General features: G+C 64.0%; 20 protein-coding genes and 1 pseudogene. 14 read left to right on the forward strand and 7 right to left on the reverse strand.

Features of this window, described 5'->3' with window-relative positions; translation table 11 throughout:
- The first annotated feature begins 264 nt into the window (after positions 1-264).
- Positions 265-462, forward strand: a complete 198-nt coding sequence (locus JOE27_RS24865; protein WP_080952191.1) for a hypothetical protein — start codon at positions 265-267, stop codon at positions 460-462.
- Here the strand turns inward: JOE27_RS24865 and JOE27_RS13415 are convergent.
- Both JOE27_RS13415 and JOE27_RS13420 read right to left on the reverse strand, forming a co-directional pair.
- The gene (locus tag JOE27_RS13415) at positions 413-1594 is read right to left on the reverse strand and encodes a multidrug effflux MFS transporter (protein ID WP_115273815.1); all 1182 of its coding nucleotides are present in this window, start codon (positions 1592-1594) and stop codon (positions 413-415) included. The genes JOE27_RS24865 and JOE27_RS13415 overlap by 50 nt on opposite strands.
- 108 nt (positions 1595-1702) lie before the next feature.
- Positions 1703-1900 carry a cation transporter gene (locus JOE27_RS13420; RefSeq protein WP_046787865.1) on the reverse strand — a complete coding sequence of 66 codons (198 nt, stop codon included), beginning with the start codon at positions 1898-1900 and terminating at the stop codon, positions 1703-1705.
- 145 nt (positions 1901-2045) lie between these two features.
- On the opposite strand from JOE27_RS13420, the gene JOE27_RS13425 reads away from it, so the two are divergent.
- The 4 genes from JOE27_RS13425 to JOE27_RS13440 all read left to right on the forward strand — a co-directional run bounded on the left by JOE27_RS13425 (position 2046) and on the right by JOE27_RS13440 (position 7412).
- A complete protein-coding gene (locus JOE27_RS13425; protein ID WP_046787864.1) occupies positions 2046-2432 on the forward strand; it encodes a hypothetical protein in 387 nt (128 codons plus the stop codon).
- A gap of 52 nt (positions 2433-2484) precedes the next feature.
- Positions 2485-4884: a heavy metal translocating P-type ATPase gene (locus JOE27_RS13430; protein WP_204918958.1), complete on the forward strand. Its 2400-nt coding sequence runs from the start codon at positions 2485-2487 to the stop codon at positions 4882-4884.
- Complete coding sequence (gene cueR / locus JOE27_RS13435) at positions 4881-5285, forward strand: Cu(I)-responsive transcriptional regulator (protein ID WP_174142006.1); 405 nt, start codon at positions 4881-4883, stop codon at positions 5283-5285. Before JOE27_RS13430 ends, cueR begins: the two co-directional genes overlap by 4 nt.
- 180 nt (positions 5286-5465) lie before the next feature.
- Positions 5466-7412 carry a methyl-accepting chemotaxis protein gene (locus tag JOE27_RS13440; protein ID WP_204918960.1) on the forward strand — a complete coding sequence of 649 codons (1947 nt, stop codon included), beginning with the start codon at positions 5466-5468 and terminating at the stop codon, positions 7410-7412.
- Between the two features lie 55 nt (positions 7413-7467).
- On the opposite strand, the gene JOE27_RS13445 is transcribed toward JOE27_RS13440, so the two are convergent.
- The gene (locus JOE27_RS13445) at positions 7468-8247 is read right to left on the reverse strand and encodes a helix-turn-helix transcriptional regulator (protein WP_046787860.1); all 780 of its coding nucleotides are present in this window, start codon (positions 8245-8247) and stop codon (positions 7468-7470) included.
- 70 nt (positions 8248-8317) lie between these two features.
- Positions 8318-9595 (reverse strand): acetyl-CoA C-acetyltransferase, encoded by a 1278-nt coding sequence (locus JOE27_RS13450; RefSeq protein WP_125925040.1) that lies wholly within the window; start codon positions 9593-9595, stop codon positions 8318-8320.
- Positions 9596-9713: 118 nt separating this feature from the next.
- Here JOE27_RS13450 and JOE27_RS13455 point away from each other — a divergent pair, with 118 nt between their 5' ends.
- From JOE27_RS13455 to JOE27_RS13490, 8 genes are all read left to right on the forward strand, one after another.
- Positions 9714-11066, forward strand: a complete 1353-nt coding sequence (locus JOE27_RS13455) for a 3-oxoacyl-ACP reductase (RefSeq protein WP_046787858.1) — start codon at positions 9714-9716, stop codon at positions 11064-11066.
- A gap of 2 nt (positions 11067-11068) precedes the next feature.
- Complete coding sequence (locus JOE27_RS13460) at positions 11069-11920, forward strand: MaoC/PaaZ C-terminal domain-containing protein (RefSeq protein WP_115273811.1); 852 nt, start codon at positions 11069-11071, stop codon at positions 11918-11920.
- Positions 11921-12004: 84 nt separating this feature from the next.
- The gene (locus JOE27_RS13465; RefSeq protein WP_012316385.1) at positions 12005-12310 is read left to right on the forward strand and encodes a MazG-like family protein; all 306 of its coding nucleotides are present in this window, start codon (positions 12005-12007) and stop codon (positions 12308-12310) included.
- Positions 12307-13056 (forward strand): methyltransferase, encoded by a 750-nt coding sequence (locus JOE27_RS13470; protein WP_204918962.1) that lies wholly within the window; start codon positions 12307-12309, stop codon positions 13054-13056. The genes JOE27_RS13465 and JOE27_RS13470 overlap by 4 nt, the downstream gene beginning before the upstream one ends.
- A gap of 21 nt (positions 13057-13077) precedes the next feature.
- A complete protein-coding gene (locus tag JOE27_RS13475) occupies positions 13078-13713 on the forward strand; it encodes a DUF4136 domain-containing protein (protein WP_115273810.1) in 636 nt (211 codons plus the stop codon).
- Positions 13714-13732: 19 nt separating this feature from the next.
- Positions 13733-14302, forward strand: coding sequence for a DUF4136 domain-containing protein (locus JOE27_RS13480; protein WP_174142009.1), 570 nt, complete (start codon positions 13733-13735; stop codon positions 14300-14302).
- A gap of 93 nt (positions 14303-14395) precedes the next feature.
- Complete coding sequence (locus tag JOE27_RS13485) at positions 14396-14866, forward strand: A24 family peptidase (protein ID WP_115273809.1); 471 nt, start codon at positions 14396-14398, stop codon at positions 14864-14866.
- A 119-nt stretch (positions 14867-14985) separates the two neighbouring features.
- Positions 14986-15762, forward strand: a complete 777-nt coding sequence (locus JOE27_RS13490) for a response regulator transcription factor (protein ID WP_046787882.1) — start codon at positions 14986-14988, stop codon at positions 15760-15762.
- 62 nt (positions 15763-15824) lie between these two features.
- Here JOE27_RS13490 and JOE27_RS13495 read toward each other — a convergent pair whose 3' ends face one another.
- Entirely contained in the window at positions 15825-17483 is a 1659-nt protein-coding gene (locus tag JOE27_RS13495) for a ShlB/FhaC/HecB family hemolysin secretion/activation protein (RefSeq protein ID WP_204918964.1), read from the reverse strand.
- A 92-nt stretch (positions 17484-17575) separates the two neighbouring features.
- Positions 17576-19930: a peptidoglycan glycosyltransferase PbpC gene (gene pbpC, locus JOE27_RS13500; RefSeq protein ID WP_204918966.1), complete on the reverse strand. Its 2355-nt coding sequence runs from the start codon at positions 19928-19930 to the stop codon at positions 17576-17578.
- Positions 19931-20007: 77 nt separating this feature from the next.
- Here pbpC and JOE27_RS13505 point away from each other — a divergent pair, with 77 nt between their 5' ends.
- Positions 20008-20301 (forward strand): hypothetical protein, encoded by a 294-nt coding sequence (locus tag JOE27_RS13505; RefSeq protein ID WP_204918968.1) that lies wholly within the window; start codon positions 20008-20010, stop codon positions 20299-20301.
- A 163-nt stretch (positions 20302-20464) separates the two neighbouring features.
- Here the strand turns inward: JOE27_RS13505 and JOE27_RS13510 are convergent.
- Positions 20465-25365, reverse strand: a pseudogene (locus tag JOE27_RS13510) (alpha-2-macroglobulin).
- Positions 25366-25442 lie beyond the last annotated feature (77 nt).

Below are 25442 nucleotides of genomic sequence, written 5' to 3' on the forward strand. Positions count from 1 at the left end.
CAGACCGCGAAATAAAGGGGAAGAAACAACGCACGAGGAAGAATGGCCCCGTGCGGGCAGCGACTCTGCCGACAGCGCCGTTCCATAAATAGCGCAAATAAAAGCGAAGGTTCGACACCCTGCAGAAATTGCATCTGGAAGCGTCCGACGCCCCTGCCGGAAAATGCCCTGACCGCCAGTCAGGACAACCATTCATGCCCTGGCACCACGTAACCGCAGCGCTACACTTGACCCGCTCTCCCCACCATTCGGAGGTATGCCGCGATGGAGATTATCGTCAGTGCGTCCAACCGCAACCCCAACTGCCCCTGGGAGGTCAGGCTCGACCAGCATGTGGTGAGCTTCCGCAGCGAAGCAGAAGCACGTGCCTTCGTCGTCACGCTGGAAGCCCGTTTGCGCGCGCCTCACCCGCTCAAGCCGGACGCGTGGCCTGCAAGCGCCGGGTCAACAGCGCAACACTGACCACCAGTGCCCCGCACAGGCTGATTACCAACGCCATGGGCACTGCACTGCCGTCGTGCAGCAGGCTGACCAAAGCTGCCGCGCCTGCGGCAACGCTGAATTGCAGGCACCCCATCAAGGCCGAGGCGCTGCCGGCGCGTGCGCCCTGGCCGCTCATGGCGCACGCCGAAGCATTGGGGATGATGCAGCCCAGGCTGGCGATGCAGATGAACAGCGGCACCAGCAATGGCCATAGTTCAGCCGGGCGCAGCGCTGCTACAGCGAGCAACGCCAGGGCCGCGACCAGGTACAGCCAGACGGCACGCACCAGCAGGAAGGCCGGACCACGCTTAGCCAGCATGCGCGCGTTGATCTGCGCCACCAGGATGAAACCTGCCGCATTGGTACCGAACAGCCAGCCGTAGTGTTCGGCCGGCACACCGTAGAGCTTGATGAACACGAAAGGTGAACCCGCGATGTAGGCAAACATACCTGCGATGGCGATCCCCCCTGTAAGGGCATGGCCAAAGAACGTGCGGTCAGCCAACAACCGCACGTACTGGCGCAATGCGCCGGATAAAGGCTGGCGTGGCATATGCGCGGGTAAGCTCTCGGGCAACCCCAGGCCGACCGCCACCAGGCAAGCAGCGCTGAACAGGCTCAATGTCAGGAAAATCGACTGCCAACCAGCCAGGTTAACCAGTACGCCGCCGAGCATCGGCGCCAGAATGGGCGCCAACCCCATCACCAGCATCAGTTGTGAGAACACTTTGGCCGACGCCACCGGGTCGCACTTGTCGCTGACGATGGCCCGTGACAACACCATGCCGGCGCAGCCGCCCAACGCCTGGACGAAGCGTGCCAGGATCAGCGTGTCGAGGTTAGGCGCGTAGGCACAGGCCAGCGACGCCAGGGTAAACAGCGCTACGCCGAACAGCAGCGGTTTGCGCCGGCCAAAGCGGTCGGCCATCGGCCCATAGGCCAGTTGCCCCAGCGACAAGCCGAGGAAGTAGGCAGCCAGAGTGGTCTGGACATGTTTTTCGTCGGTGGCGAACGCCTGCGCCATGGCCGGGAAGGCGGGCAGGTAGAAGTCGATCGCCAGCGGCCCGAACGCACTGAGTGCGCCCAGGATAAGCACCATTCGCAGGTTCATCAGGAATCCATAGCAGGCTAAGCAAGTGCGTAAGTCTACCTGCAGTGGACAGTATCAGCATGAAAACATTTGCAACAAAACAGGGCCGCAAACACGGCCCCTTCCAACTCAAGCCACCTCAGCCTGGTAGCCCTCTTCACGAATCGCAGCCAGCAACTGCTCAGCACCCAGAGCGCTCTGCACACGCACCTGCTTGCCGGCCAGGTCGACCTCGACCTGGGCGTTTGCATCCTGTTCCTGCACCGCGCGGGTCACCGCCTTAACGCAGTGGCCACAAGTCATGCCTTGTACGTTGAACACTTGCATGGGTGTTGCCTCCTTCAGGGTTTAACTCAGTTTCAAGCTTGCCATCGGGGCAAGGTCAAGTTCTGCATCCAACGGCCGGGCTGGAAATCCGCACCAACCTCGGCCAAGCTGCGCCTTTGACGATTCGGCAAGCAGGAGATTCTTCATGTTCAGGACAGCACTGGGCGTTGTCGGGCTATTGGGCACGCTGGCCGCGGTGCCACCGGCAAGCGCCGAAGGCAACTCGGACTACAGCGTGCTGATCATTTCACGCGAACGCCTGGAAGTGGCCACCAGCTGCGAAATCGGTGTCTACCTCAACGACCAGCTTTCCGGGCGCGTGTTCCAGGAACAGTCGACCTCTTTCAACCTGCCGCCCGGCCCTGTTGATGTACGCTTGCGCCTGCTGCCGGGGCAGATGCCCGGCTGCGCGCCCGGCCTGGAAGACCAGCGCAGCACGCGACTGACCCTGCAGGCGGGCCAGATCAACAAGTACCGCATTGCCATGGGCCACAATGGGCTGGTACTGAGGCGAGCCAACCTGGACTATTGACCTTCCCCACATGGCAAGGTTGATGCTGGTGGCCTGTCCAAGGAGGAGAGCCATGCCCGCATCCACTGTATTCGACCTGCCGATCGCCGGCATGACCTGCGCCAGCTGTGCTGGCCGTGTCGAGCGCGCTTTGCGCAAGGTCAGCGGCGCTGAACAGGTCAGCGTCAACCTCGCCAACGAACAGGCCAGGGTCCAGGCCCCGGCCGGCAGCCTGCCCGCCCTGGTCGAGGCTGTGCGCGGCGCCGGATACGAGGTACCGACCCGCACCGTAGAGCTACAGATCGATGGCATGACCTGCGCCAGTTGCGTCGGCCGTGTCGAGCGCGCGCTCGGTAAACTACCGGGCGTTGAGCAGGTCAGTGTCAACCTTGCCAACGAACGTGCCCACCTTCAGGTGCTGCAGGGCGTTGATGACAACCTGCTGCTCGGCGCGGTCGAAAAGGCCGGCTACAGTGCCAGCCTGCCGCTGTCGGTCAACAATGACCAGGAAGCCGTCCAGCGCCGCCTGCGCAACGAACGTCTGGCCGTCGGCGCTGCCCTTTTGCTGGCCCTGCCCCTGGTGTTGCCGATGCTGCTTCAACCGTTTGGTCTGCACTGGATGCTGCCGGCCTGGGCGCAATTCGCGCTGGCCACCCCCGTGCAGTTCATCCTTGGCGCACGCTTTTATGTGGCGGCCTACAAGGCTGTGCGCGCCGGCACCGGCAACATGGACCTGCTGGTCGCGCTGGGCACCAGTGCCGGTTACGGTCTTAGCCTGTACCAATGGGCCAAGGCCTCTGCCGGGATGGCCCCGCACCTGTACTTCGAGGCATCGGCGGTGGTGATCGCCCTGGTGTTGCTGGGCAAGTACCTGGAAAGCCGGGCCAAACGCCAGACCGCCAGCGCCATACGGGCCCTCGAAGCGCTGCGCCCAGAGCGCGCAATGAGGGTGCTCGATGGCCATGAAGAAGACGTTGCAATTGCCCAATTGCGGCTCGGTGACCTGGTGCTGGTCAAGCCAGGGGAGCGCTTCCCGGTCGATGGTGAAGTGGAAGAAGGCAGCAGCCACGCCGACGAAGCCCTGATCAGCGGCGAGAGCCTGCCAGTGCCCAAGCAACCCGGCGATAGCGTTACCGGCGGCGCGATCAACGGCGAGGGCCGGCTGCTGGTGCGCACCAGGGCATTGGGCACAGAAACCGTGCTGGCCCGCATCATCCGCCTGGTCGAAGACGCCCAGGCGGCCAAGGCGCCCATCCAGAAACTGGTGGACCGGGTCAGCCAGATCTTCGTCCCGGCCGTGCTGGTCATCGCACTGCTGACCCTGATCGGTTGGTCGCTGGCCGGCGCCCCCCTGGAGACCGCGCTGATCAATGCCGTCGCCGTGCTGGTGATTGCCTGCCCTTGCGCCCTTGGCCTGGCCACACCTGCAGCGATCATGGCGGGTACAGGCGTTGCCGCGCGCCACGGCATCCTGATCAAGGACGCCGAGGCGCTGGAGCGCGCACATGCGGTGAACCGCGTGGTGTTCGACAAAACCGGAACGCTCACCTCCGGCAGCCCGCGCGTTGTCCACAGCCAGGCCCTGGTCGGTGATAGTGCCGAGTTGCACCGCCTGGCGGGGGCCCTGCAACGTGGCAGCGAACACCCCTTGGCCAAGGCGGTACTCGACGCCTGCACCGAGCAAGGCCTAAAGGTTCCCACGGTAGCCGACAGCCAGTCGCTTACCGGCCGCGGCATCGCTGGCCGGGTGGAAGGCCGCGAACTGGCGCTGGGCAATCGGCGCCTGCTCGACGAGTGCAACCTGCAACCCGGCGCCCTCGCCACAGAAGCACAGGCCTGGGAAGCCGAAGGCCGTACCCTGTCCTGGCTGATTGAACGAGGCGCACAACCTCGCGTGCTGGGGCTGTTCGCCTTCGGCGACAGCATCAAGCCCGGTGCCGACCAGGCCATCGCAGCCCTGCGCAAGCGCCATATCAGCAGCCACCTGCTGACCGGTGACAATCGCGGCAGCGCCAAGGTGGTAGCCGATACCCTAGGCATCGACGACGTGCACGCCGAAGTGCTGCCAGCCGACAAGGCCGCCACGGTAGCCGAACTGAAAAAGCACGGTGTGGTGGCGATGGTCGGCGACGGTATCAACGATGCCCCAGCGCTTGCCGCCGCCGATATCGGCATCGCCATGGGCGGGGGCACCGACGTGGCCATGCAGGCAGCCGGCATCACACTGATGCGTGGCGACCCACGCCTGGTGCCTGCCGCCCTGGAAATCAGCCGCAAGACCTATGCGAAAATTCGCCAGAACCTGTTTTGGGCATTCATCTATAACCTCATCGGCATCCCACTGGCCGCGCTGGGTTACCTGAACCCGGTACTGGCTGGCGCCGCCATGGCGTTGTCCAGCGTCAGCGTGGTGAGCAATGCCTTGTGGCTCAAGACCTGGAAACCCACCAGCACCTCGCAGGAGGCCCCATGAATATCGGCCAGGCCGCCCGCCGCAGCGGGCTCAGCACCAAGATGATCCGCTATTACGAAGCCATAGGCCTGCTCAAACCGGCCACCCGCAGCGACAGCGGCTACCGCCTGTACCAGCCAGAGGACCTGCACAGCCTGGCCTTCATCAAGCGCTCACGCGACCTGGGGTTTTCCCTGGAAGAGGTGGGCAAGCTGCTGACCCTGTGGCAGGACCGGCAACGCGCCAGCGCTGATGTGAAGGCTCTGGCTCTGCAACACATCGATGAACTGAACCGGCGCATTGAGGAGTTGGCCAGCCTGCGTGACACCTTGAGCGAACTGGTAGCCCACTGCAAAGGCAATGACCGGCCTGACTGCCCGATACTCAAAGATCTCGCAAAAGGGGGCGAGTGCTGTCACTGACGCATTTGGCCCCCACGCCCACACCCTTGGTATGCCATATTAGCCTGAAGCCGACCGAATAGTCGCCAAATGCGCCTAGGCCCAATAAATACGGGCATTTTCATTCAAAAAACCCCGGACGCTGCCGATACAGTTTCTACCTGCCTCGCGTGTCGAAAAAAATAAATTCCGGGAGCGTCGATGAACATCAAACAGAAACTGACCTGGGCATTCGCGGTCATCGCCGCACTGCCCATCGTCCTCGTAGCCACCTTGGTGGTCATCAACCTGCGCGGCGAAGCCCGCGAGGATTTTCTTGACGGCAGCAGCCGGGAAATCCGCCAGGTCAGTAACGCGATGAACCTGTTTTTCCAGGGCATCACCCAGAACGTCGACTACCTGGCCAGCCTCCCGCAGGTCACCGGTAGCAGCGACAACGTCAAGAAACACATAGGCGCCGACGCCGCGCAAATCACCCCGAGCGAACAGGACAAGACACTGTTCGAGCTGTTCACGCGCCTGGCCAAGAGCCACCCGGACTACGCCTACGTGTCCTATGGCCTGCAAGACGGCGGCTACGCCTTCTGGCCAGGCGACCCGAACATGAGCAACTATGACCCGCGCACCCGCCCCTGGTACCAGGCGGCCATGGCCAACCCTGGCAAGACCCTGCGCACCGCCCCTTACTACTGGGCCGGCGACGATGCCGTATTGGTCAGCACCGTGCGTACCGTTGCCAACCAGCTGGGCAGCCCCGGTGGCGTGGTCAACATCGACGTATCGCTCAAGGGCCTGACCGAGATCGTCCAGCAGATCAAGCTGGGCGAAAGCGGCTACCTGATCCTCATGGAAAACAACGGTAACGTGATGGTCGACCCGCGCGATGCCAGTCACAACTTCAAACAGCTGGCCAGCTTAGGCGACGGTTATGCCGAGCTGGCCAAGGCCGGCAAGGGTTTGGCTGAAGTCGACATTGGCGGCGTGCGCTACATGGCCAACGTCTACCCCGACGAAAAACTCGGCTGGACCTTCATAGGCCTGATCCAACAAAGCGAAGTGATGCAAACCACTACCCGCCTGACCTGGCTCATCGGCGGCGTCGCGCTGGTGCTGGCCGCGCTGTTCGCCGTGGTCGGTGCCACTTTCGCCAAACTCATCGTGCGCCCCATCAACAGTGTTTCCAGTGGCCTGGAAGACATCGCCCAGGGCGAAGGCGACCTGACCCGCAACCTGGAGGTGCGTGGGCGTGATGAAACCGCGCAACTGGCCGGCTGGTTCAACCAGTTCCTCAGTGCCATCCGCAGCCTGATCCAGCACATCGGCGCGGCGGCGAGCAAGATCCTCAGCACGTCCACCAGCTCTACTCAGGTCTCCAGCGACATGGCCGAGGCCGCCGGGCGCCAGCGCGAAGCGGTGGACATGGTGTCCACCGCATTCCACGAAATGGTCGCCACCGCCAACGAGGTTGCCCGCTCCTGCAGCCAGGCCGCGCAATCGGCCGACAGCGGCCAGCAACAGGCCCGCGAAGGCCAGCAGCAGATCGATGCGGCCGTCAGCAGTGTCGACCGGCTGAGCCAGGAGATCGAGCAATCGGCGCAGTCGATTCAGCAGTTGGAGCGCGACAGCAATGCCATTCAGTCGATCCTCGGTACCATTCGCTCGATTGCCGAACAGACCAACCTGCTGGCGCTCAATGCTGCGATCGAAGCCGCCCGCGCCGGCGAACAGGGCCGTGGGTTTGCGGTAGTTGCCGACGAGGTCCGGGCGCTGGCCAAGCGCACCGCCGATTCCACTGCTGAAATCGACGGGCTGCTTGGCAACCTGGCCAGCCGTACCGCCGAAGTGGCCGAGCAGATGCATGCCAGCCTGGAAGTGTCGCAGCAGTCGGTCAGCCGCATTGGCCTGGCCCGCGACAGCTTTGGCCAGATACGCGAGTCGGTGGACATCATCCGCGACATGAACACGCAGATCGCCACCGCAGCGGAAGAACAGCACCAGGTTGCCGAAGACATCAACCGCCATATCAGCCAGATTCACGGTGATGCGCAGCTGGTGGCCGACCTGGCTCAGGCGGCGCGGCAGGACTCGGAAAGCCTGGCCGGGTTATCCAATGAGCTGGATTCGCTGGTACGACGCTTCCGTACCTGACCGGTTGTCTGCACCGGCCTCTTCGCGAGTTATCGGGAAGAGGCCGGTACCCCTGCTACAACGTCAACTCACCCGGTGTCGAGCCAAACAATTGCTTGAAGGCGGCGATATAGGCCGACGTCGAGTCATAGCCACAGCCCAGCGCCGCTTCGGTCACGCTCGCCCCCGTCTCCAGCAGCGCCAGCGACGACAATAGCCGCATGCGTTGACGCCAGTTGCGAAAACTCAACCCCGTCTCTCGCTGAAAAAGGCGCATGAGGGTCTTCTCCGAGCACTGCAGTTGGCGGGCCCACTGCTGCAGGGTCTGCACCTGATCCGGCGCGGCTATCAGGCTGTTGCACAGCGCCAGCAAGCCTGTATGCCGTGGCAGTGGCAGGGAAAACCCCACTTCAGGCAACGTACGAAGCTGGTCGAGCAGCACCGAGACCAAGCGGCCTTCCACGCTGTCGCCTTCGGGATAGTGCGGCGGGAACACGCAAAACTGCTTTATCAACTCACGCGCCAGCGGGGTCACTTCCAATACCCGGCACTGCGCCGAAGCCCACGGGCAAGCGTCGCGGCGAATGTACAGGCTGCGCATTTCCGCCCGCCCGGACGTCACCACTTCATGTTCGGCGTCGGCAGGGATCCACACGCCCCACTGCGGCGGCGCGAAATAGCTGCCATCACGCGTGTAGACACCCAGCACGCCGCTGATCGCATAGGAAAACTGCACCCAGTCGTGGCTGTGGCGGGTGGTCCAGGAGCCGGCCCCCAAGCTTTCAGCACGGGCATAGAGCGGCCTGGGCAAATGGACCAGGGCAGGGATGGCGCGGGGGTGTCCTATAATCGGCATGGTGAGTTCTTGTAGTTCTGACCAGACAAGCCTAACACCCGCCATCGCGACCCTGCAGCCCTTCAGGCAGTTACCGCTCGACGATCACTGTCACCCCTTGCCCGCCCGCCGCGCAGATCGAAATCAAGCCTCGCCCCTTCCCTGCCGTCGCCAGCAGTTTGGCGAGGTTTGCCAGGATCCGCCCCCCGGTCGCCGCAAACGGGTGCCCTGCCGCCAATGAGCTGCCTTTGACGTTGAGCTTGCTCCGATCGATCGCACCCAGGGGGGCATCCAGCCCCAGCCGCTCGCGGCAGAACTCGGCACTCTCCCAGGCCTTGAGCGTGCACAGCACCTGGGCAGCAAATGCCTCATGGATCTCGTAGTAATCGAAGTCTTGCAGGGTAAGGCCATTGCGCGCCAGAAGCCGCGGCACCGCATAGGCCGGCGCCATCAGCAGCCCTTCCTGGCCCTTGACGAAGTCCACCGCAGCAGTCTCGCCATCGACCAGATAGGCCAGCACCGGCAGGCCCTGTGCCTGCGCCCACTCCTCTGTGCCCAGCAGCACCAGCGACGCACCATCGGTCAGCGGTGTGGAATTGCCTGCTGTGAGTGTGCCCAAGCCACTGCGGTCGAACGCGGGCTTGAGCTTGCTCAACTGCGCAAGGGTCAAGTCCGGCCGCAGGTTGTTGTCGCGCGTAAGGCCCAGAAACGGTGTCAGCAGGTCATCCTGCCAACCCTCGGCGTAGGCCGCTGCCAGATGCTGATGGCTAAGCAGAGCCAGCTCATCTTGCTCGGCGCGACCGATCTGCCAGGCCTGGGCCATGCGCTCGCAGTGTTCGCCCATCGACAACCCGGTACGCGGCTCGCCATTGCGTGGCAGCTCGGGCTTGAGATGGCCCGGGCGCAACTGTAGGAAGGGCTTCAAACGCTCGCCCAGAGTCCTGCCGCGGTTGGCCTGCAGCAAGATGCGCCGCAACCCCTCATTGACCCCGATCGGGGCATCGGATGTGGTGTCGACGCCACCGGCGATACCGCTGTCGATCTGCCCGAGGGCAATCTTGTTGGCCACCAGCAGGGCAGCCTCCAGCCCGGTACCGCACGCCTGCTGAATATCGTAGGCCGGTGTCTGCGGCGACAGCCGCGAACCGAGCACGCATTCGCGGGTCAGGCTCATGTCGCGCGAATGCTTGAGCACCGCACCGGCCACTACTTCACCCAGGCGCAAACCGTGCAGGCGGTAGCGTTCTGTCAGGCCCTCCAGCGTGACCGTGAGCATCGCCTGGTTGCTGACAGTGGCGTAGGCACCGTTGGAGCGGGCGAAAGGGATTCGGTTGCCGCCCAGAATCGCGACCCGGCGAAGTGAACGCATGCGTAAATTCCTCCTGAAACAATTCGATCCGAACAGCCTAGGTGTTTTTGCCGCATTCGAACGACCTCTTCACAAAGTTGGTCCACACTTCAATGCTTGCCTTCAGGGAGACCCGCACATGAGCGACCGCTATCTCGGCTTTGCCAACTCCAACCTCGGCCGCCGCTTCGTCGATGCCCTCGGGCTGCCACGCCCGGCACCGCTGGAACGCTGGCAGGCCGGGCGCCTGCGCCCGGTGGAGGGCGCACTGGTCATCGGCGGTGGGCCTCTGGCAAATCAGGTCGAAGCCATCGCTCCACGCCTGACCGACGAATGCTACAGCTTCAATGGTGTAAGCCTGCAGGCTCCCGCCTGGGTGGCTGGCCTGGGGCCCAAGCTCAAGGCCGTGGTGTTCGATGCCAGTCATCTGTCCGACAGCGATGAGCTGAAGCAGTTGCGCGAATTCTTCCAGCCGTTGCTGCGCAGCCTGGCACCCTGCGCCCATGTGGTCATACTCGGGCGCGCACCGGAAGGCATCGACGACCCGCTGGCCAGCGTCGCCCAGCGTGCTCTGGAGGGTTTCAGCCGCTCGCTGGCCAAGGAATTGCGTAACGGTGCGACGGCGCAGCTGTTGTACGTGGATGAAGCTGCCGATGGCCAGCTCGAAGGCGCCTTGCGCTTCTTCCTGTCACCCAAGAGCGCATTCATTTCCGGCCAGGTGCTGCGTTTGCAGGCCTGTGCCAGCCAGGTCGAAGACTGGACGCGGCCGCTCGCCGGGCGCCGGGCATTGGTCACTGGCGCTGCACGCGGGATAGGCGCCGCCATTGCCGAAACCTTGGCACGTGATGGTGCCGAGGTGATGCTGCTGGACGTGCCGCAGGCCCAGCAAGATCTCGATGCCCTCGCTGCCCGCCTGGGCGGCAAGGCGCTGGGGCTGGACATCTGTGCCAGTGACGCAGCCGCGCAACTGCTCCAGGCCTTGCCTGATGGCATCGATATCGTCGTGCACAACGCCGGCATCACCCGGGACAAGACCCTCGCCAACATGACCCCCGATTACTGGGACGCCGTCATGGCGGTCAACCTCAAAGCACCCCAGGTACTGACCCAGGCGCTGTATGAAGGCGGCGCCCTGGGCGCAGATGCACGCATCACTCTGCTGGCCTCGGTCAGCGGCATCGCCGGCAACCGCGGCCAGGCCAACTATGCCGCAAGCAAGGCCGGGCTGATCGGTTTTGCCCAGGCCTGGGCACCCAAGCTCGCCGGCCAAGGTGGCAGCATCAATGCCGTGGCTCCCGGTTTTATCGAGACGCACATGACCGCCGCCATGCCCATGGGCCTGCGTGAAGCCGGGCGGCGCCTGAGCTCGCTGGGCCAGGGCGGGCGCCCGCAGGATGTCGCCGAGGCCATCGCCTGGCTCAGCCAGCCCGGTTCCGGCGCGGTGAATGGCCAAGCGCTGCGGGTCTGTGGCCAGGCATTGATGGGAGCTTGAGCATGAACCGGCACTGGCATGACCTGAACAGCCCCGACTCACGCGCAAGCCTTTATCTGCGCGCGGCCAGCAAACGCAAGATCAGCGGCCACGCCCTGCCAGCCGATGGCCTGCGCTGCTTCATCCCTATGCAGCCCGGCAATCTCGCGGCGTACCGCAATCTGTGCCACTTCACCGATGACGGCCGCTTGCCGGGCACCTACCCCCATATCATGGCGTTTAACCTGCAGTTGCAGTTGCTGACCGCCCACGGCTTCCCTTTCCCGCTGCTGGGCCTGGTACACCTGCACAACCGCATCGAGGTGCTGCGCCCCCTGGGTGGTATCGACGGGCTGCACTTTGCGGTGTTTGCCGACAACCTGCAGCCACATGCCAAAGGCGGCACATTCGACCTGATCACCGAAGCCGAAGATGGCCTTGGCCTTTTGTGGCGCGAAACCAGCCGCATGCTGGTGCGCGGCTTGAAACTTGAAGGGCAGCCCGAAGAAAGCGAGGAAAGCGAACCGCAGCCTTTGCCTGAGACGACCCGCTGGTACGCCGACAGCGATATTGGCCGGCGCTACGCCAAAGTCTGTGGCGACTACAACCCGATTCATCTGAGCGCCACAAGTGCCCGGTTGTTTGGCTTCCCCAGGGCGATCGCCCATGGCATGTGGAGCAAGGCCATGGCGCTGGCAGCGCTGCGTGGGCACCTGCCAGGCAGCGGGTATGCCTTCGAAGTGGATTTCCGCAAGCCAGTGCGGTTGCCCTCGGAGGTGGTATTGAGTGCCAGCGCCGCCGGCCCTGCCGGTGAGCTGCGCCTGGATGGGCACGGTGAGCTGCTGCACATGGTCGGGCGCTGGGGTTCGCTCTGAAGGCCGCAGGCTGCTTTGGCCCCTTGAATCCTCTTGCTTTGCATTGGGGCTGCACGGAAGCTATGCGGCACTAGGAGAACCGCAATGAACCTGCAAGAACTCACTCAACGCCTGCACCAGATCCGTGACAACAACGACTGGCGCGGCTTCCACAGCCCGAAGAACCTGGCCATGGCCGCCAGCGTGGAAATGGCCGAGCTGGTGGAAATCTTCCAATGGCTCAGCGAAGACGAATCGCGCCAACTGCCTGCGGACAAGCTCGCCCACGCCGGCCAAGAGGTAGGTGACGTCATTCTCTACCTGCTGCTGCTGTGCAGCGAACTGGGCCTGGACATGGAGCAGGTGGTACGGGCCAAGCTGGCCGACACCGAAAGGCGCTTCGCCCGATGAACGACCGTCACTTCGATGAGCTGGCCACTCGCTTCGCCGAGAAGATCTACGGCGGCGCCAAAGGCGCGATCCGCCTGGCCGTGCTGCAGGCCGACCTGGCCGACGCCCTCCCCGACCGCCCGCTGCGGGTACTCGACATCGGAGCCGGGCTCGGCCACATGGCTTTATGGCTGGCCGAGCGCGGTCACCAACTGACCCTGGCCGAGCCGGCCGCACCCATGCTCGAAGGTGCCCGCACGCGCTTTGCCGATGCCGGCCAGACCGCCACGTTCATCCAGGCGCCATGGCAGGACCTGCTCGGTCAGCTCACCGAGCCCTACGATCTGGTGCTGTGCCACGCCGTGCTCGAATGGCTGGCCGAGCCAGAGAGCATCCTGCCAGTGCTGCACCAACTGACCGCACTTGGCGGGTGGTTGTCCCTGGCCTTCTACAACCGGGATGCGCTGGTTTATCGCAACCTGCTCAAGGGCCATTTCCGCAAGTTGCGCAGCAACCGCCTGGAAGGTGAAAAACAGAGCCTCACCCCGCAGAAACCGCTTGATCCACGTGAGCTCAAGGTGCAACTTGATCCTCTGTGGCAGGTCGAAACCGAGAGTGGCGTGCGAGTTTTCCACGACTACATGCCCAGGGAATTCCAGGCCAAGGCCGAGATGCTCGACCTGCTGGAAATGGAACTGGCCCACCGCCGCCACCCGAGCTTTGCCGGGCTTGGCCGCTACCTGCACTGGATGTGCCGCCCTCGCTGAACCACCCGCCGGGAGGATTTCATGCCGTACCGCCTGCTGTGCCTGGCCTTGCTCCCGCTTGCCCTCAGCGCCTGTCAGGGCAGCAACCCGTACGTTGCCAGCAGCCGCCCCTTGCCGCCGGCCCCCGCGCAGGCGGCCAGCACCTTCGACGCCAGTGCCTACCCGGCCCCACCGCGTGACTATGGCCGTTACCGCAGTTGGAGCTGGCGCGACGGCCAGTTGCCAAGCGGCACTGCTGACGCCGCCCCGGGGCAACTGGCCGATGCCGTCAGTGGCGCCCTCGACCAGCATGGACTGCGCCCGGCCAGGGGCGCGACCGGCGACTTGCTGGTCAGTGCCGACATGCGCCTGGAGCGGCGTTTGCGCCAGGTACGCGACTATGACTACTACGACCCCTACTACGGCCCGTCCCCCTACGGCGGTGTCGGTTTCGGCGGTTACCGCAACGGTTACGGCGCCTATGGCAGCGTGCCGATCGTACGCACTTACGAAGTTGAAGTGATGGTGGTGCGCATCGACCTGTTCGACGCCCGCAACGGCCAGCCGGTGTGGAGCGCGAGCGCTGAAAGCGGCAGTGACAAAAGCTCGCCGCGTGACCGCGAAAGCGCATTGCGCGAATCGGTACACAAGGCACTCAGCGGCTATCCTCCCAGTTAATGCCTAACGGAGAACCATCATGTTGCGTCGCTTCGTTCTACTGTCATTCGTGCTGTTGCTTGCCGCCTGCTCCAGCAACAACGTCCAGCAGGATTTCGACGCCAGCCGAGACTTTGCCGCGTACCGCAGCTGGGCATGGCAAGAGCCGGCCCTGCACTACCGCCCGGATGACCCGCGTATCAAGAGCGACCTCACCGAACAGCGGATCCGCCAGGCCGTCGCCGACCAGCTCGACCAGCGCGGCCTGCGCCCGGCACAAGGCAATGCCCAACCTGATGTCACTGTGCGTGCCTACCTGATCGTCGAACAACGCCAGCAGCAGATCACCACCAACTACGGTGGTGGCTGGGGCGGTTATTGGGGTGGCTATTGGGGCGGGCCGATGTACAACGAAACCCGTAGCGTCGATTACAAGGTAGCGACCATCCAGGTCGACATGTTCGATGGCCGCGACGGCAAGCTGGTCTGGCGCGGCAGTGCAGAGCAGATCATGAACAACTACCCGCCCAGCCCTGAGGAACGCAACAGCGCCATCCAGAAGACCGTTGGCCAGGTACTGGGCAATTACCCGCCAGGCAGGGCCAGATGAGCATGGCATAGCCCGTTCGTCAGATCGCGTCTACCCTGTTGATAAACCTGCTGAACGGGTAGACGTGTTCAACGAATAAGGATCGACCTGCCAATGCAAAGCATTGTTCTGCTGATGTGGCTTGCCTTGTGCACTGAACAGGATATTCGCGAACGCCAGATCGCCGATGTCCTGACCTTGGGCGTAGCAGCCTGTGCGCTGATCTGGCTGTTCTTCACCGGCCACACCTGGATTGGCGCCGACGCCAGCGATGCCGGCTGGGCATTGGCCATCGTCATGCTATTGACCTTGCCCGGCTACATGCTCGGCCACTTCGGCGCTGACGACGTCAAGCTGATGGGCGCCCTGGCGTTGGCGACCAGTCATCAGTATGTGCTGGGGACCTTTATCGGTGCCGGCGTCAGCGTGTTGCTGTGGCTGGTGACTCGCCGCCGCCTGTGGACCCTGTTCAACCCCAAGGTAAAGAAGCGGCTGCAGGCGCTCACCGAACAAATGGGCGACAAACAAGCCTTCGTGCCTTATGTGCTGGCCGGCTTTCTGCTCACAGCGGTATGGATCCAATAATCAGTCCCGTTGTCCGATAACTTGTACATGCGTTGTACAGGTTCGCAAGCAGCGTCTATGGTTAAGCTGCCAGAGCGTCTGGCCCGGGAGCAGGGCCGCTTAGGAACAGGGAGTTGATCGTGAACAAGTCATTCAGCGAGGTGAAGGTTCTGGTGGTCGATGACCAGCCCCTGATCGTCGAACAGTTGTGTGAGTATCTCGAAAATCAGGGCCACCATTGCGTGGCCGCGCATTCAACAGACGAAGCCATCGAGCGCTATGTGGCAGATGAATCCATTGGCCTGGTGCTGTGCGACCTGCACATGCCCGAGCGCGATGGCATTGAACTGGTGAGGGCGTTGAAAGAAATTGCCGGGCGCCAGCGCGTGTTCGAAGCGATCATGCTCACTGGCCGAGCCGACAAGCAGGACGTGATTCGTGCGCTGCGCGAAGGCTTCGCTGATTACTACCAGAAACCCGTTGACCTCGACGAACTGCTGGAAGGCGTGCGTCGCCAGGAGCAGGTTTTGCTGGAGCGCAAATCCAACTTCCAGAACCTGGGCAGTCTCAACAAACGGTTGCAAGACCTGGCGGGCTGCATCGATGAGCTTTACCAGGACCTGGAGAAAGCGCGGGGCCAGGGCGTCCACCGCCGCGCCAGCGATGTCGAAGAGGGCGAGAGCGATCTGCCCGCCGCCTTCGAGAAGCTCTCACCACGCCAGCTGGAAGTGGCCCGGCTGGTGAGCAAAGGCAAGACCAACTACCAGATTGCCTGCGAGCTCGGGATCACCGAAAACACCGTGAAGCTGTACGTTTCGCAGGTGTTGCGACTGACCCATATGCACAACCGCACGCAACTGGCGCTTGCGTTGACACCCAGTTCGTCGCCGGTGCACCAGCGGTTCACCACCCATTGAGTGAAACGGTCTTCACAGGCCCTGTCACCGGCAGCCGCCGATAGGGCCTGAAGACCCGACGCTCAATCCAGCTGATAGCTGACGCTCAGCATCAGCCGAGGCCGGCGGTTCAGGCTGTCCAGTGCCACATCCGCCAGCGGCTTGGCCACCTCCAGCGCCACATTGCCATATCGCCCGCCTGCCAGGCGCACGCCCAGCGCTGCCGAACTAAGGTGCGCATCCTCGAAAGGCCCGCCGTTGTACCAGGCGTGCGCCGCATCGAGCACCGCATAGGGCTGCACCCGTTGCAACCAGGCACGGCCAGCCATAATGCTGTAGTTGAGCTCGTAAGCCACACCCCAGCCCTTGTCACCTGAGGCCTGGTCGCTCGGGTAGCCGCGGCCGAAACGCTGCCCGCCAAACACCGCTCGCTCACTGTCGGGCAGCCTGTAGTCACTCCAGTGCACTGCGGCCGACACGACGCCCTGCCACTTTTCAGACAGTTGGTCGCTCTGCAGCCCGGCGATCCGAAAGCGCAGAAAGTCCATGTCGTAGTCCGCATCGCTACGCGCCCCCAGATAATCCATACCCTGATAGACCCCGGCGCTGGCGATGCGCAGGCGACCGGGATCTGCCTTGCGCCAGTCGCCTTCGAATGACAGCGCGCGAACATAGGTGTCGTACTCGGGTAAGCCGCCCGCCCGATACTCAATGTGCTCGCCGACCGAATAAAAACGCCCGGCCACGTTCACCCATTCGTTCGGTGCAATCATCAGGGGCTGGCCGAGGCCAATAGAATAACGCTCGCTCTCAAGGCGCTGATTGATGTCGGCACCGCCATCCAGCCGGACACGAGTACGCGGCTCACTGCGGTACCGTGCAGCGCCTAGCAGCAATTGGTTGCCGTGAGCGTCCAGAGGCTGGCTGTAATCCAGGCGCTGGTAATCAACGTGTTCGTCACCGGCCGGCAGCAGAAAGCTCGCAGTCAGTTGCTCGGCAAAGCGTGTCTGGCCATTGCTGGAGATTTTGAACAGCGCCTGCAGGTCCCCGCGGCTGCCGTCACTCAGGGTCACGCCAGCATCAACTGGCCTGCGCCACGCACGTATTTTCAGACGGTTCGCGTCTTCAGGGGCGGGCCCCACCGCCACTTCAGCCTTCACATTGATACCCGGTAGCCGCTGCACCGCGCCGACATAGCGCTCGAGCGTTTCCTGGGTCAGTGGCCGCTCGGCCAGCAGGCGTCCTGTCACCTGCTTGAGGTAGAGCGCGGGCGGGCCGATATCACCCAGCAGTTCATAGCCCTGGATGTACCCTTCCACCAGCACCACATGCACACGGCCATCGGCAAAGTCCTGAGGTGGCAGGTAGGCATACGACAGCGGGTAGCCATCATGCTGGTAACGCTGGGTCAGTCGCTCAGTGAATTGCTGCAGATCACCCAAGGAGATCTCGTGCCCAATCAATGCTTGATAGTGCTCACGCAATTCACTCAGCGGGTAAACCGTACCGCCCTCGAAGCGCACCTTGTGCAGTACGAATCGGGCATCTGACGGCAAGCTCTCGGGTGCAGCAGGTAACACGACATGCAGCGCCGGGGTAACGGGGCGATAGGTATCTACCGGCAGGTTGGCGGTGGGCAGGCGGCGCTCGTATTCATGGGTATCGAGAAAAGCCGGCAACGGCTCGGCAAGGGCCAGGCTGGCCCAGGTCAGCAGTAACAGGGGCACGACCGCAAGACGCATAGGACGCTCCACGATCCCTTGGGCGCCGGGGGGTCGGCCGGCCACACCCATCACCAGCAAGCGTAGGTGCTGCCCCGGCAAACGTCGAACGGCTAATCGCTGACCTGGAACGCCACCCGCGCGGTTTCACCGCTCTCATCGAGTGCGCTGAGCTCGATCTGCCCGGCCTGCTCAAAGCGCACCCGCATGCTGCCCTGGCCCTCGGTCTGGCCAAGGGGCTGGCCGTTGAGGAACCACCAGCGCCGCCCACCCCCACCCAGGGCCGAAACCTGCAGTTGCAACGGCTCGCTGCTGGTGGCCGGGCGGCGCAGGTTGTCGCCTGGGCGTACACCGACGATAGACAGGGGCGGTGCCGTGGCAGGTACCTGCGGCGGGCAGCTTGGGTCCACCGCCGGCAGCCGCGCCGCACGCCGCTCGACCCGCGCCAGCCAAGGCTCGAGCGGGGCCGGCCAAAGGGCGACATCACGCGCGTGGGCACCTGGGCACGAGCCATCCACCCGCAGCCCCCGCGCGTTGACCCAGACCTGCTCACGCAAACCCAGCCCAAGCGGTTGATCGGCTGCCTGCAGGGTCGGCGGGGTGGTGCCGTCGAGTGTCCAGGCAAAGCGCTGGCGCCTGCAGTTGGGGTCTTGCCGGTTCATGGGCTGGCCCAGCGGCCAGCAGATCGCGGCCACGCCAATGCTGGCGGGCACCTGTTCGACCGGCACGCCAAGGCCCCGCTGGCTGTCACGGTTGGTCAGCAGGTCGTGAATCTGCAGCATCAGCGGCGCCGCCGAAGCCAGGCCGAACTGGCCGGGCACTGGGGTGCCGTCGGGCCGGCCAATCCACACGCCAATCAGATAACGCGGCCCGACGCCGATCGACCAGGCATCACGAAAGCCATAGCTGGTACCCGTTTTCCAGGCCAACTGCGGGCGTTGCACCAACTGCGCGTGCGGGTCACGGTCCGGCCGCGCCTGGCCGCTGAGAATACGGCGGATGATCCACGCCGCCCCCGGTGACAGCAGACGCCGCTCCAGCAGCGGATCCTGCGGTTGCAGACGCACCCGTGCACTGTTACCGCCACGGGCCAATGCCGCATAACCACCCACCAGCTCCTCCAGGCGGCTGCCTGCGCCACCGAGGATCAACGACAGATTAGGCTCGGCCAATGGCGGCAGCGCCAGCGGCATGCCGGCCATGCGCAGTTGCGCAGCAAAGCGCTTGGGCCCATACGCTTCGAGCAACTGCACCGCCGGCAGGTTGAGCGACAAGGCCAGCGCCGAACTGGCCGAGACCGGGCCGCTGAAACCCATCGAGAAGTTGCCAGGCCGGTAATCGCCATAGCGGCGCGGTACATCCTGCAGCAGCGATTCGGAATGGATCAGGCCGTCGTCCAGGGCCATGCCATAGAGAAACGGCTTGAGGGTCGAGCCCGGTGAACGCAGCGAGTGGACCATGTCGACGTGGCCGAAACGGCGCTCATCGGCAAGGTCGATCGAACCCAGGTAGGCACGCACGGCCATGCTCTGCGCATCCACCACCAGCACGGCCGCGGAGGTACGTTCCGGCAAGCGGGCACGCCAGCCCAGCAGCAGGTCCTCGAGGCGCCGCTGCAACGAGGCATCGAGCGTGGTGCGGATCAACGGCGGGCTGCCGGGAGTGTTCAGGCGGCGCGCCAGCAGCGGTGCCAAGGCTGGCTCCTTACGTGGGGCCAGCAATAACGGCTCTTCGGCAGCTTCCTTGATCTGCCAGGCAGGCCACACCTGATACTCGTCCAGGCGCTGCAGCACCTTGTCCCGCGCACGCTGGGCGCGTGCGGGGTGACGGTCCGGGCGCAACCGGCTGGGTGCCTGGGGCAGCACTGCCAGCAGCGCCGCTTCGGCAGGCGTGAGGTGCATCGGCGATTTGCCGAGGTAGGCCCAACTGGCCGCCGCCACGCCCTGCAAGGTGCCACCGAAGGGTGCGCGATTGAGGTAGATCTGCAGAATCTCGTGCTTGGACAGGTGCCATTCCAGCTGCGCCGTACGCCACAGTTGCCGCAGCTTGCCTGCCAGCGTGCGTTCGTGCGGGTCGAGTAAACGCGCAACCTGCATCGACAGCGTGCTGCCACCTGAAACAACCCGCCCGCCGCGCACGTTCAGCCATGCCGCGCGCACCAGCGCCAGCGGGTTGACCCCTGGGTGGTGGTAGAACCAGCGGTCCTCATAGGTCAGCAGCGCCTGCAGGTACAAAGGCGAAACCTCTTTGGGGCTGACCGGGTAGCGCCACACGCCCTCGGCATCGGCGAAGCGCCACAAGGGCGTGCCGTCTTCGGCCAGCACGACCCGCGCCAGATCATCTGCCGGCATGGGCAATGGCCAGATGCGGTCAGCCAGCCACAACAGGCCGGCGATGCCCACCAGCGCCACCACACTGGCGCGCAGGATCCTTGCCGCTCGGGTGCGCGGTCGCGCTAAGCTAGGCATCGGGAACCGACCGGGCCAGGTGATGGCCAAAGGCTTGGGGACGGCAACCTCGCCGATTCGTACATCAGGAAGCAACTATGCATGTAGAAGGTTTTTTCGAGTGGCTTGGCCAGGCACTGGGTTCGTTGATCCGCTTCATCGTCGACGCGTTGAGCGGCCTGTTCAACCTGCTGGCCAACGCCGGGGGTAACTTCATCGATGGCCTTGCGCGCACATTGGGCATGGACACCTCACTGGTCAGCATCCTTGCTCTGGTCGTCGGCCTGCTGCTGCTGTACTCGGCAATCCGCGCCTTCATGCGCGCGTCCATCATCCTCGGGATCATCTGGCTGGTGCTGGGGTTGTGGGTGATGAGCTGGGTGATTCATTGAGCGTGCACCGTCAATTGTAGGAGCGGCCTTGCGTCGCGATCGGGCGCGCAGCGGCCGCAAAAACGGCACACACGATACTTCTTGTTCACCACAGTTGCTGGTCTGGGGCCTCTATGAGGCCCTTTCGCGACGCAAGGCCGCTCCTACAAAAGAGCAGCATGCCCTACCTTGATTTAACCGTCATCTCACCCTGCCCATCGCCCACCGCCTGCAGATTCGGCCGGTACATCGACTCCACTTGCGGCGGCGGTATACGGTAGGTGCCAGGGGTCACCGCTCGCGCCAGATACAACAGGTGAGTGGTGCCATAGCCGTCGAGCTTGAGCGCCGCCACATACCGGTCATCACGGTATTCCTGATGCACCACGCTGGCGTTTTGCATCGACTCACGCCACTGCTTCACTGCGCTGCTGGCATTGTTCAGGCTGGCAGCGCTCTGCGCCAGGTTCTGGTTCTCCAGCTCCAGGCCCGCCGGCAACAGGTCGACCACCAGCGCATCCGGAACCCGGTCCGTGGCCTTGAGCGCCAGATGCACCAGCACCAGGTCGCCGCTGCGCACGTTGTGCAGGTCCAGTAGCTGGCCGTTCATGCCCAGGTATTCGCGGCGGATCTCCATACCGTTGCCGCCCGCGGCAGGCGCCTGACGTGGATAGCCCGAGAGGGTCAGTTGCTGGTAGACAGTTTCACTGCCTTCGTTCTGCACACTCAGCGGCGAGGCCAACAGTGGGCCTTCGAGCTTCATGCCAGCGTCGCCATTGCTGAACTCCCGCACCTCACCGGCACTTTCCAGGCGCGCCTTCCACGGGCTCTCAGGCTTATCGAGCAAGCCACGCCCGGCCAAGTACAGCGCATTGCGCTCCTGCGTCGACAGCCAACGGTTGGCTGCCAGCTCATCAGACAGCGCGAACAACCGCTGATCGACCTGATTACTGGCCAGATCACTCTCCTGCAGCAACGCCAGGATCAGTGCCTGGTCACGCAGGCTGCTGCCGTAATCGGCCATCCAGCCTTTGCTGCGGCTGATACCCAGGCCTGCTTGCAATGCCTCTTGCGAACGCGGCTTGTCGCCCATCTTGTCCAGCGCCACCGCCAGTTGCACCAGCGGCAGGCCGGAGCGCGCATCGGCGCGCCGTTCGAACAGGCTGCGCAAGGCACCCAGCGGAGCCTGCTGGCTGCGCGAAAGCACCAGCGCGGCATAGGCCTGCACGGCAAAGCGGGTGTGTTCGGCGTTCTCGCTGTAGTCGACCTCAATCAGGTTACGCTCCTGCAAGTAGCGCAACAGGCGTTCATTGGCTTTCCTCAGCGCGTCGGCCGGCACACCGTAGCCTTGGTCACGGGCCCTGAGCAGGAAGTCGGTGACATAGGCGGTCAGCCAGTACTCCTCCTCGCTGTCCGAACTCCACAGGCCGAAACTGCCGTTGTAGCGCTGCATCCCCAGCAAGTGTTCGATGCCCATTTCGATCTTGCGCTTGCGCACCTCGGCCGGCTCTCCCTTGATCCCCAGGCGCTTGAGGCTCTGCGCATCGGCGTACAGCGAGGGGTACAGGCCGCTGGTGGTCTGTTCCAGGCAACCGTAGGGGTAGGCTTCGAGGGCACGGATCTGCTCGGCCAGGTTCAGTGGCGGGCGGCTCGACAACGCCAGGCTGGCTTCCAGCCCGGCAGGTTCGAATGCTGCCAGGTCGGCTTCAGGCAGCGTCCAGGGCTGGTCCTTGAGAGCCACGCGGTAATGCTTGAGCACGGCCGGGTACGCGGGGCGTACGCCCAGCGTCCATTCACGCTCGAAGGTGTTCAGCGGCTCGCCCGGCAACTGCAGGCCATTGACCCGTACATGCACCTTGCCCTGGCCCAAGCCACCCTGCGCCTGCACCGGGATCATCAGGGTGGTGTGCTGGCCCTCGGCCAGGGCAACACGCTGCTGGGCGCTCATTGCCAGGCTCACCTGCCCCTCGGTGCTGATATCGACAGTCAGCTGCTGGGCCAGGCCGGAAAGGTTGGCCAGGTCCAGCGCCAGGCTGGTGCGGTCGCCACCGGCAAGGAAGCGCGGCGCCGAGAGTTCGGCAATCAGCGGGGCCGCCACCACGGTCTTGCCCTCGGCCATGCCGAAGTGGTCCTCGGTCCAGGCCTGGGCCATCAGCCGCAGTTCGCCATTGAAGTCGGGAATATCGACGCTCGCCTCGCCCTCGCCCTGCTCGTTCAGGGTCACCGGCACACTCTGCCGGGCAACGATGGTGACCGTGGTGTTGGGGCGCTTGCCCCCCTTGGCCATGGCTGCGTCACCGCCGAAGGCCAGGCTGGCCAGGCGCCCCTGACCGGCTTCGATCAGTTGGCCATAGATGTCCAGCTGGTCGGCGCCATAGGCCTTGCGGCCGAACAGGCTGGCGTATGGGTCAGGGGTCTTGAAGTCGGTGATGTTGAGGATGCCCACATCCACAGCAGACAACAGCACATGGGCCTGTTTGGGAATACTGCCATCGGCATTGGTGGCCTTGATCCTGACCGTCAGGGGTTGCTTGGGGCGCATTTTTTCCGGTGCCTGCAGGCTGACCGCCAGCTTGCGCTCGGCGCGGCCCAGCGGCAGGTGTAGCACACCGACGGCACGCTTGGGCGTGGCATTGGCCTTGCGCTCACCCGGGCGGATCACCAAGGCACTGATGTACAGGTCGTGGCGAGCCCACTGCTTGTCCAGTTGCACATCGAAGGTCTTGCCTTCGGCGGGGACGTCGATCTCCTGCCACCACAGCGGGCCATCGCTGGATTCGATCATCAGGTAGCCATTGCCGGCAGCTGGCGGGGTTACCGTGACCTTGGCAGTAGCGCCATCAGCGTAAGCCGGCTGGTCCAGCGCCAGCTTGACCTGGTCGGGGCGCACTGCGCCGCCTTCGGCATTGTCCTGGGCGCGATACCCCGCCCAGAAGCGTTCGCTGGACACCAGGCCAGTCTGTGGGTCTTCCACCTCGACGCGGTAAGGCCCCCACTCGACCTGGAAGGTCAGCTTGGCAGTCGAGCCCGCTTGTACGTTGACGCTTTGCTCGCTCTGAGTGAGGAATTTTTCGTTGTAGTTGTAGCTCCAGCCGTCGCTTTGCGAGTAGTTCCAGTAGTAATCGCGGCGCTCTCGGATCAGCCGTACCTTGAGGTCGCTTGCAGCGAGCTTGTTGCCGTCTCGGTCGGCCACCAGGAACTCGAATTCCACCGGGCCGTCGCTGTCGGTTTCCTCGCCCTCGAACACGCCACGCAGGCCAGGCAGGCGGTCGGCGGGCCAGATCGGTTGTTCGAGACGACGGGTGATCGGTCGGCCACCGGACTCCTGCAAGCTGGCCTGCACGGTCAACTGCAGCGGCGAGCGCGCTTCGGCCCAGCGGCTTTCGATATCGACCACGGCCTTGCCAGCCTCATCGAGGGTCACTTCATCCAGCTCCAGGTCTTGGTTCAGCTCGGTTTCGGTGACCGAACCAAACTGATAACCCGGCAAAGCAGGTACCGCTTCGCGCAAGGGCGCAAGTACGCCTGGCCGCTCAGGCGATTGCCCGCCGCCGGCGCACCGTAGAGGTACCGGCCATTGACCTGGACCTGCGCCGTTTCTTCGGGCGAGAGCGGTGTGCTGCTGCCCTTCAGTTCAAGCGCCAGGCGTTCAGGAAGGAAGTCTTCGACGAGGAACTCATAGACCTGCTTACGCCCCCCGCCAAGGTCGAGCAGCAGTTGCCAACGACCGGTCGGCGCTTCTGTAGCCAGTTGCAACTGGTACTGATAAAGGCCGTTGGCATCGGCCTCCCAGACAAACTTGCGGCTGACCTGCTCATCCGGGCGGCGTACCTCCACACTGACCGGCTGGGCCTTTACCGGCTTGCCATCCTGGTCGCGCAACAGGCCGTTGAGCAGCACCGTCTCACCCGGGCGATACAGGTCGCGCGGGCCAAAGATGAAGAACTGCAGCGGGTTTGCCTGCGGGCCGGTGATGTCGAATTCGGCCAGGTCCAGCGCTGCAGTGTTCAGGCGTAGCAGTGTGGTATGCACACCCTGGGTCGCGATCAGGGTATCGGCCTTGGCCGTGAGCGGCAGCTGGGCATGGCCTTGGCCATCGGTCTTGGCCTGGGCCAGCAGCTTGCCCTTGTCGTCATGAAGTTCGAGGTTTACCTGGTTGAGCGCCTTGCCGCCCTCCAGGGCCTGGGCAAACACGTCAAGACGGTCGCGATAGCGGTGGGCCGAGACGCCGATATCGCTGAGGGTGAACAGCGTCGCCGGCTGCGAATAATCGTAGGTTCCTGACGCGCGCATCACTGCCAGGTATACGCCCGGCTCCTGCAGCGGCTTGATCCCGGCGATCGGCAGCAACACGGTCTCACGGGTATTGCGCGCCGGGTTGAGGTCGAACCGGCCGCTGTAGACCAGGTCGGCCAGGGCCAGGGTTTCCTTGGACTGGTAGTAGTAGAGGCTGCTGTTGCGGCCCCAGTTGACCAGGAAGGTCGAGAGCATGTCCGGCTTGACCCGGAAAAACTCGACATCGACCTTGTCGACGTTCAGGGCAATCACCGGCAGGCCCTCGGCCAGCCGCGTAGGCAGCAGCGAGCCACGGCTGGCGAAGCCGATGGTCGGCTGCATGTCGCGGGTTTCCAGGCGGGTCACCGACTCGCTTTCCAGCTGCTTGCCGTTGACAGCCAGCAGGCCCTTGTCGACGGTCAACACAAGCTTGCGCTGCGGCTCGAGGTGACGCAGGCGCAGTTCCATCTGGTTGTCGGCAAGCTCCCAGGCACCGTCGACCTTGCCTTTGACGGTATCGACCAGATGCAGCTTGGCAGCGAAGTTCTGCTTGGCGTCCAGCGGTGCGGAAAAACTGACCGAGAGGGCACTGGCGCCGTCGAGCTGCACTTCCGAAACATCCAGCACGCTGAGCTCACGGCCTTCGTAGCGTTTGGCGAGTTCGGCAGGGTCCTGGCGCTTGGGCGCAGCAGATTCGGCCGGGGTGCTTGCCGCCGGTTTTTCGGTGGCGGCAGGTGTGTCTGGCGTGGAGGAATCACAGGCACTGAGCAGGGCCAGCGCGCAGGCCAGCAACAATCCTTTGTTGAACATGGAGTGGGGACTCTAATCGGCAGCGTATGCGTGAAGGCAGCAACTATAGCGCAACGGCAGGTGGCTGGCCGTTAGAA

Source organism: Pseudomonas sp. M5 (genome assembly GCF_016907075.1).
Taxonomy (GTDB): Bacteria; Pseudomonadota; Gammaproteobacteria; order Pseudomonadales; family Pseudomonadaceae; genus Aquipseudomonas; species Aquipseudomonas putida_E.

Excerpts from the sequence above, each read along its gene's own strand:
- JOE27_RS24865 (WP_080952191.1), top strand. The coding sequence starts at position 265 with ATGGAGATTATCGTCAGTGCGTCCAACCGCAACCCCAACTGCCCCTGG.
- JOE27_RS13415 (WP_115273815.1), bottom strand. The coding sequence starts at position 1,594 with ATGAACCTGCGAATGGTGCTTATCCTGGGCGCACTCAGTGCGTTCGGG.
- JOE27_RS13420 (WP_046787865.1), bottom strand. The coding sequence starts at position 1,900 with ATGCAAGTGTTCAACGTACAAGGCATGACTTGTGGCCACTGCGTTAAG.
- JOE27_RS13425 (WP_046787864.1), top strand. The coding sequence starts at position 2,046 with ATGTTCAGGACAGCACTGGGCGTTGTCGGGCTATTGGGCACGCTGGCC.
- JOE27_RS13430 (WP_204918958.1), top strand. The coding sequence starts at position 2,485 with ATGCCCGCATCCACTGTATTCGACCTGCCGATCGCCGGCATGACCTGC.
- cueR (WP_174142006.1), top strand. The coding sequence starts at position 4,881 with ATGAATATCGGCCAGGCCGCCCGCCGCAGCGGGCTCAGCACCAAGATG.
- JOE27_RS13440 (WP_204918960.1), top strand. The coding sequence starts at position 5,466 with ATGAACATCAAACAGAAACTGACCTGGGCATTCGCGGTCATCGCCGCA.
- JOE27_RS13445 (WP_046787860.1), bottom strand. The coding sequence starts at position 8,247 with ATGCCGATTATAGGACACCCCCGCGCCATCCCTGCCCTGGTCCATTTG.
- JOE27_RS13450 (WP_125925040.1), bottom strand. The coding sequence starts at position 9,595 with ATGCGTTCACTTCGCCGGGTCGCGATTCTGGGCGGCAACCGAATCCCT.
- JOE27_RS13455 (WP_046787858.1), top strand. The coding sequence starts at position 9,714 with ATGAGCGACCGCTATCTCGGCTTTGCCAACTCCAACCTCGGCCGCCGC.
- JOE27_RS13460 (WP_115273811.1), top strand. The coding sequence starts at position 11,069 with ATGAACCGGCACTGGCATGACCTGAACAGCCCCGACTCACGCGCAAGC.
- JOE27_RS13465 (WP_012316385.1), top strand. The coding sequence starts at position 12,005 with ATGAACCTGCAAGAACTCACTCAACGCCTGCACCAGATCCGTGACAAC.
- JOE27_RS13470 (WP_204918962.1), top strand. The coding sequence starts at position 12,307 with ATGAACGACCGTCACTTCGATGAGCTGGCCACTCGCTTCGCCGAGAAG.
- JOE27_RS13475 (WP_115273810.1), top strand. The coding sequence starts at position 13,078 with ATGCCGTACCGCCTGCTGTGCCTGGCCTTGCTCCCGCTTGCCCTCAGC.
- JOE27_RS13480 (WP_174142009.1), top strand. The coding sequence starts at position 13,733 with ATGTTGCGTCGCTTCGTTCTACTGTCATTCGTGCTGTTGCTTGCCGCC.
- JOE27_RS13485 (WP_115273809.1), top strand. The coding sequence starts at position 14,396 with ATGCAAAGCATTGTTCTGCTGATGTGGCTTGCCTTGTGCACTGAACAG.
- JOE27_RS13495 (WP_204918964.1), bottom strand. The coding sequence starts at position 17,483 with ATGCGTCTTGCGGTCGTGCCCCTGTTACTGCTGACCTGGGCCAGCCTG.
- pbpC (WP_204918966.1), bottom strand. The coding sequence starts at position 19,930 with ATGCCTAGCTTAGCGCGACCGCGCACCCGAGCGGCAAGGATCCTGCGC.
- JOE27_RS13505 (WP_204918968.1), top strand. The coding sequence starts at position 20,008 with ATGCATGTAGAAGGTTTTTTCGAGTGGCTTGGCCAGGCACTGGGTTCG.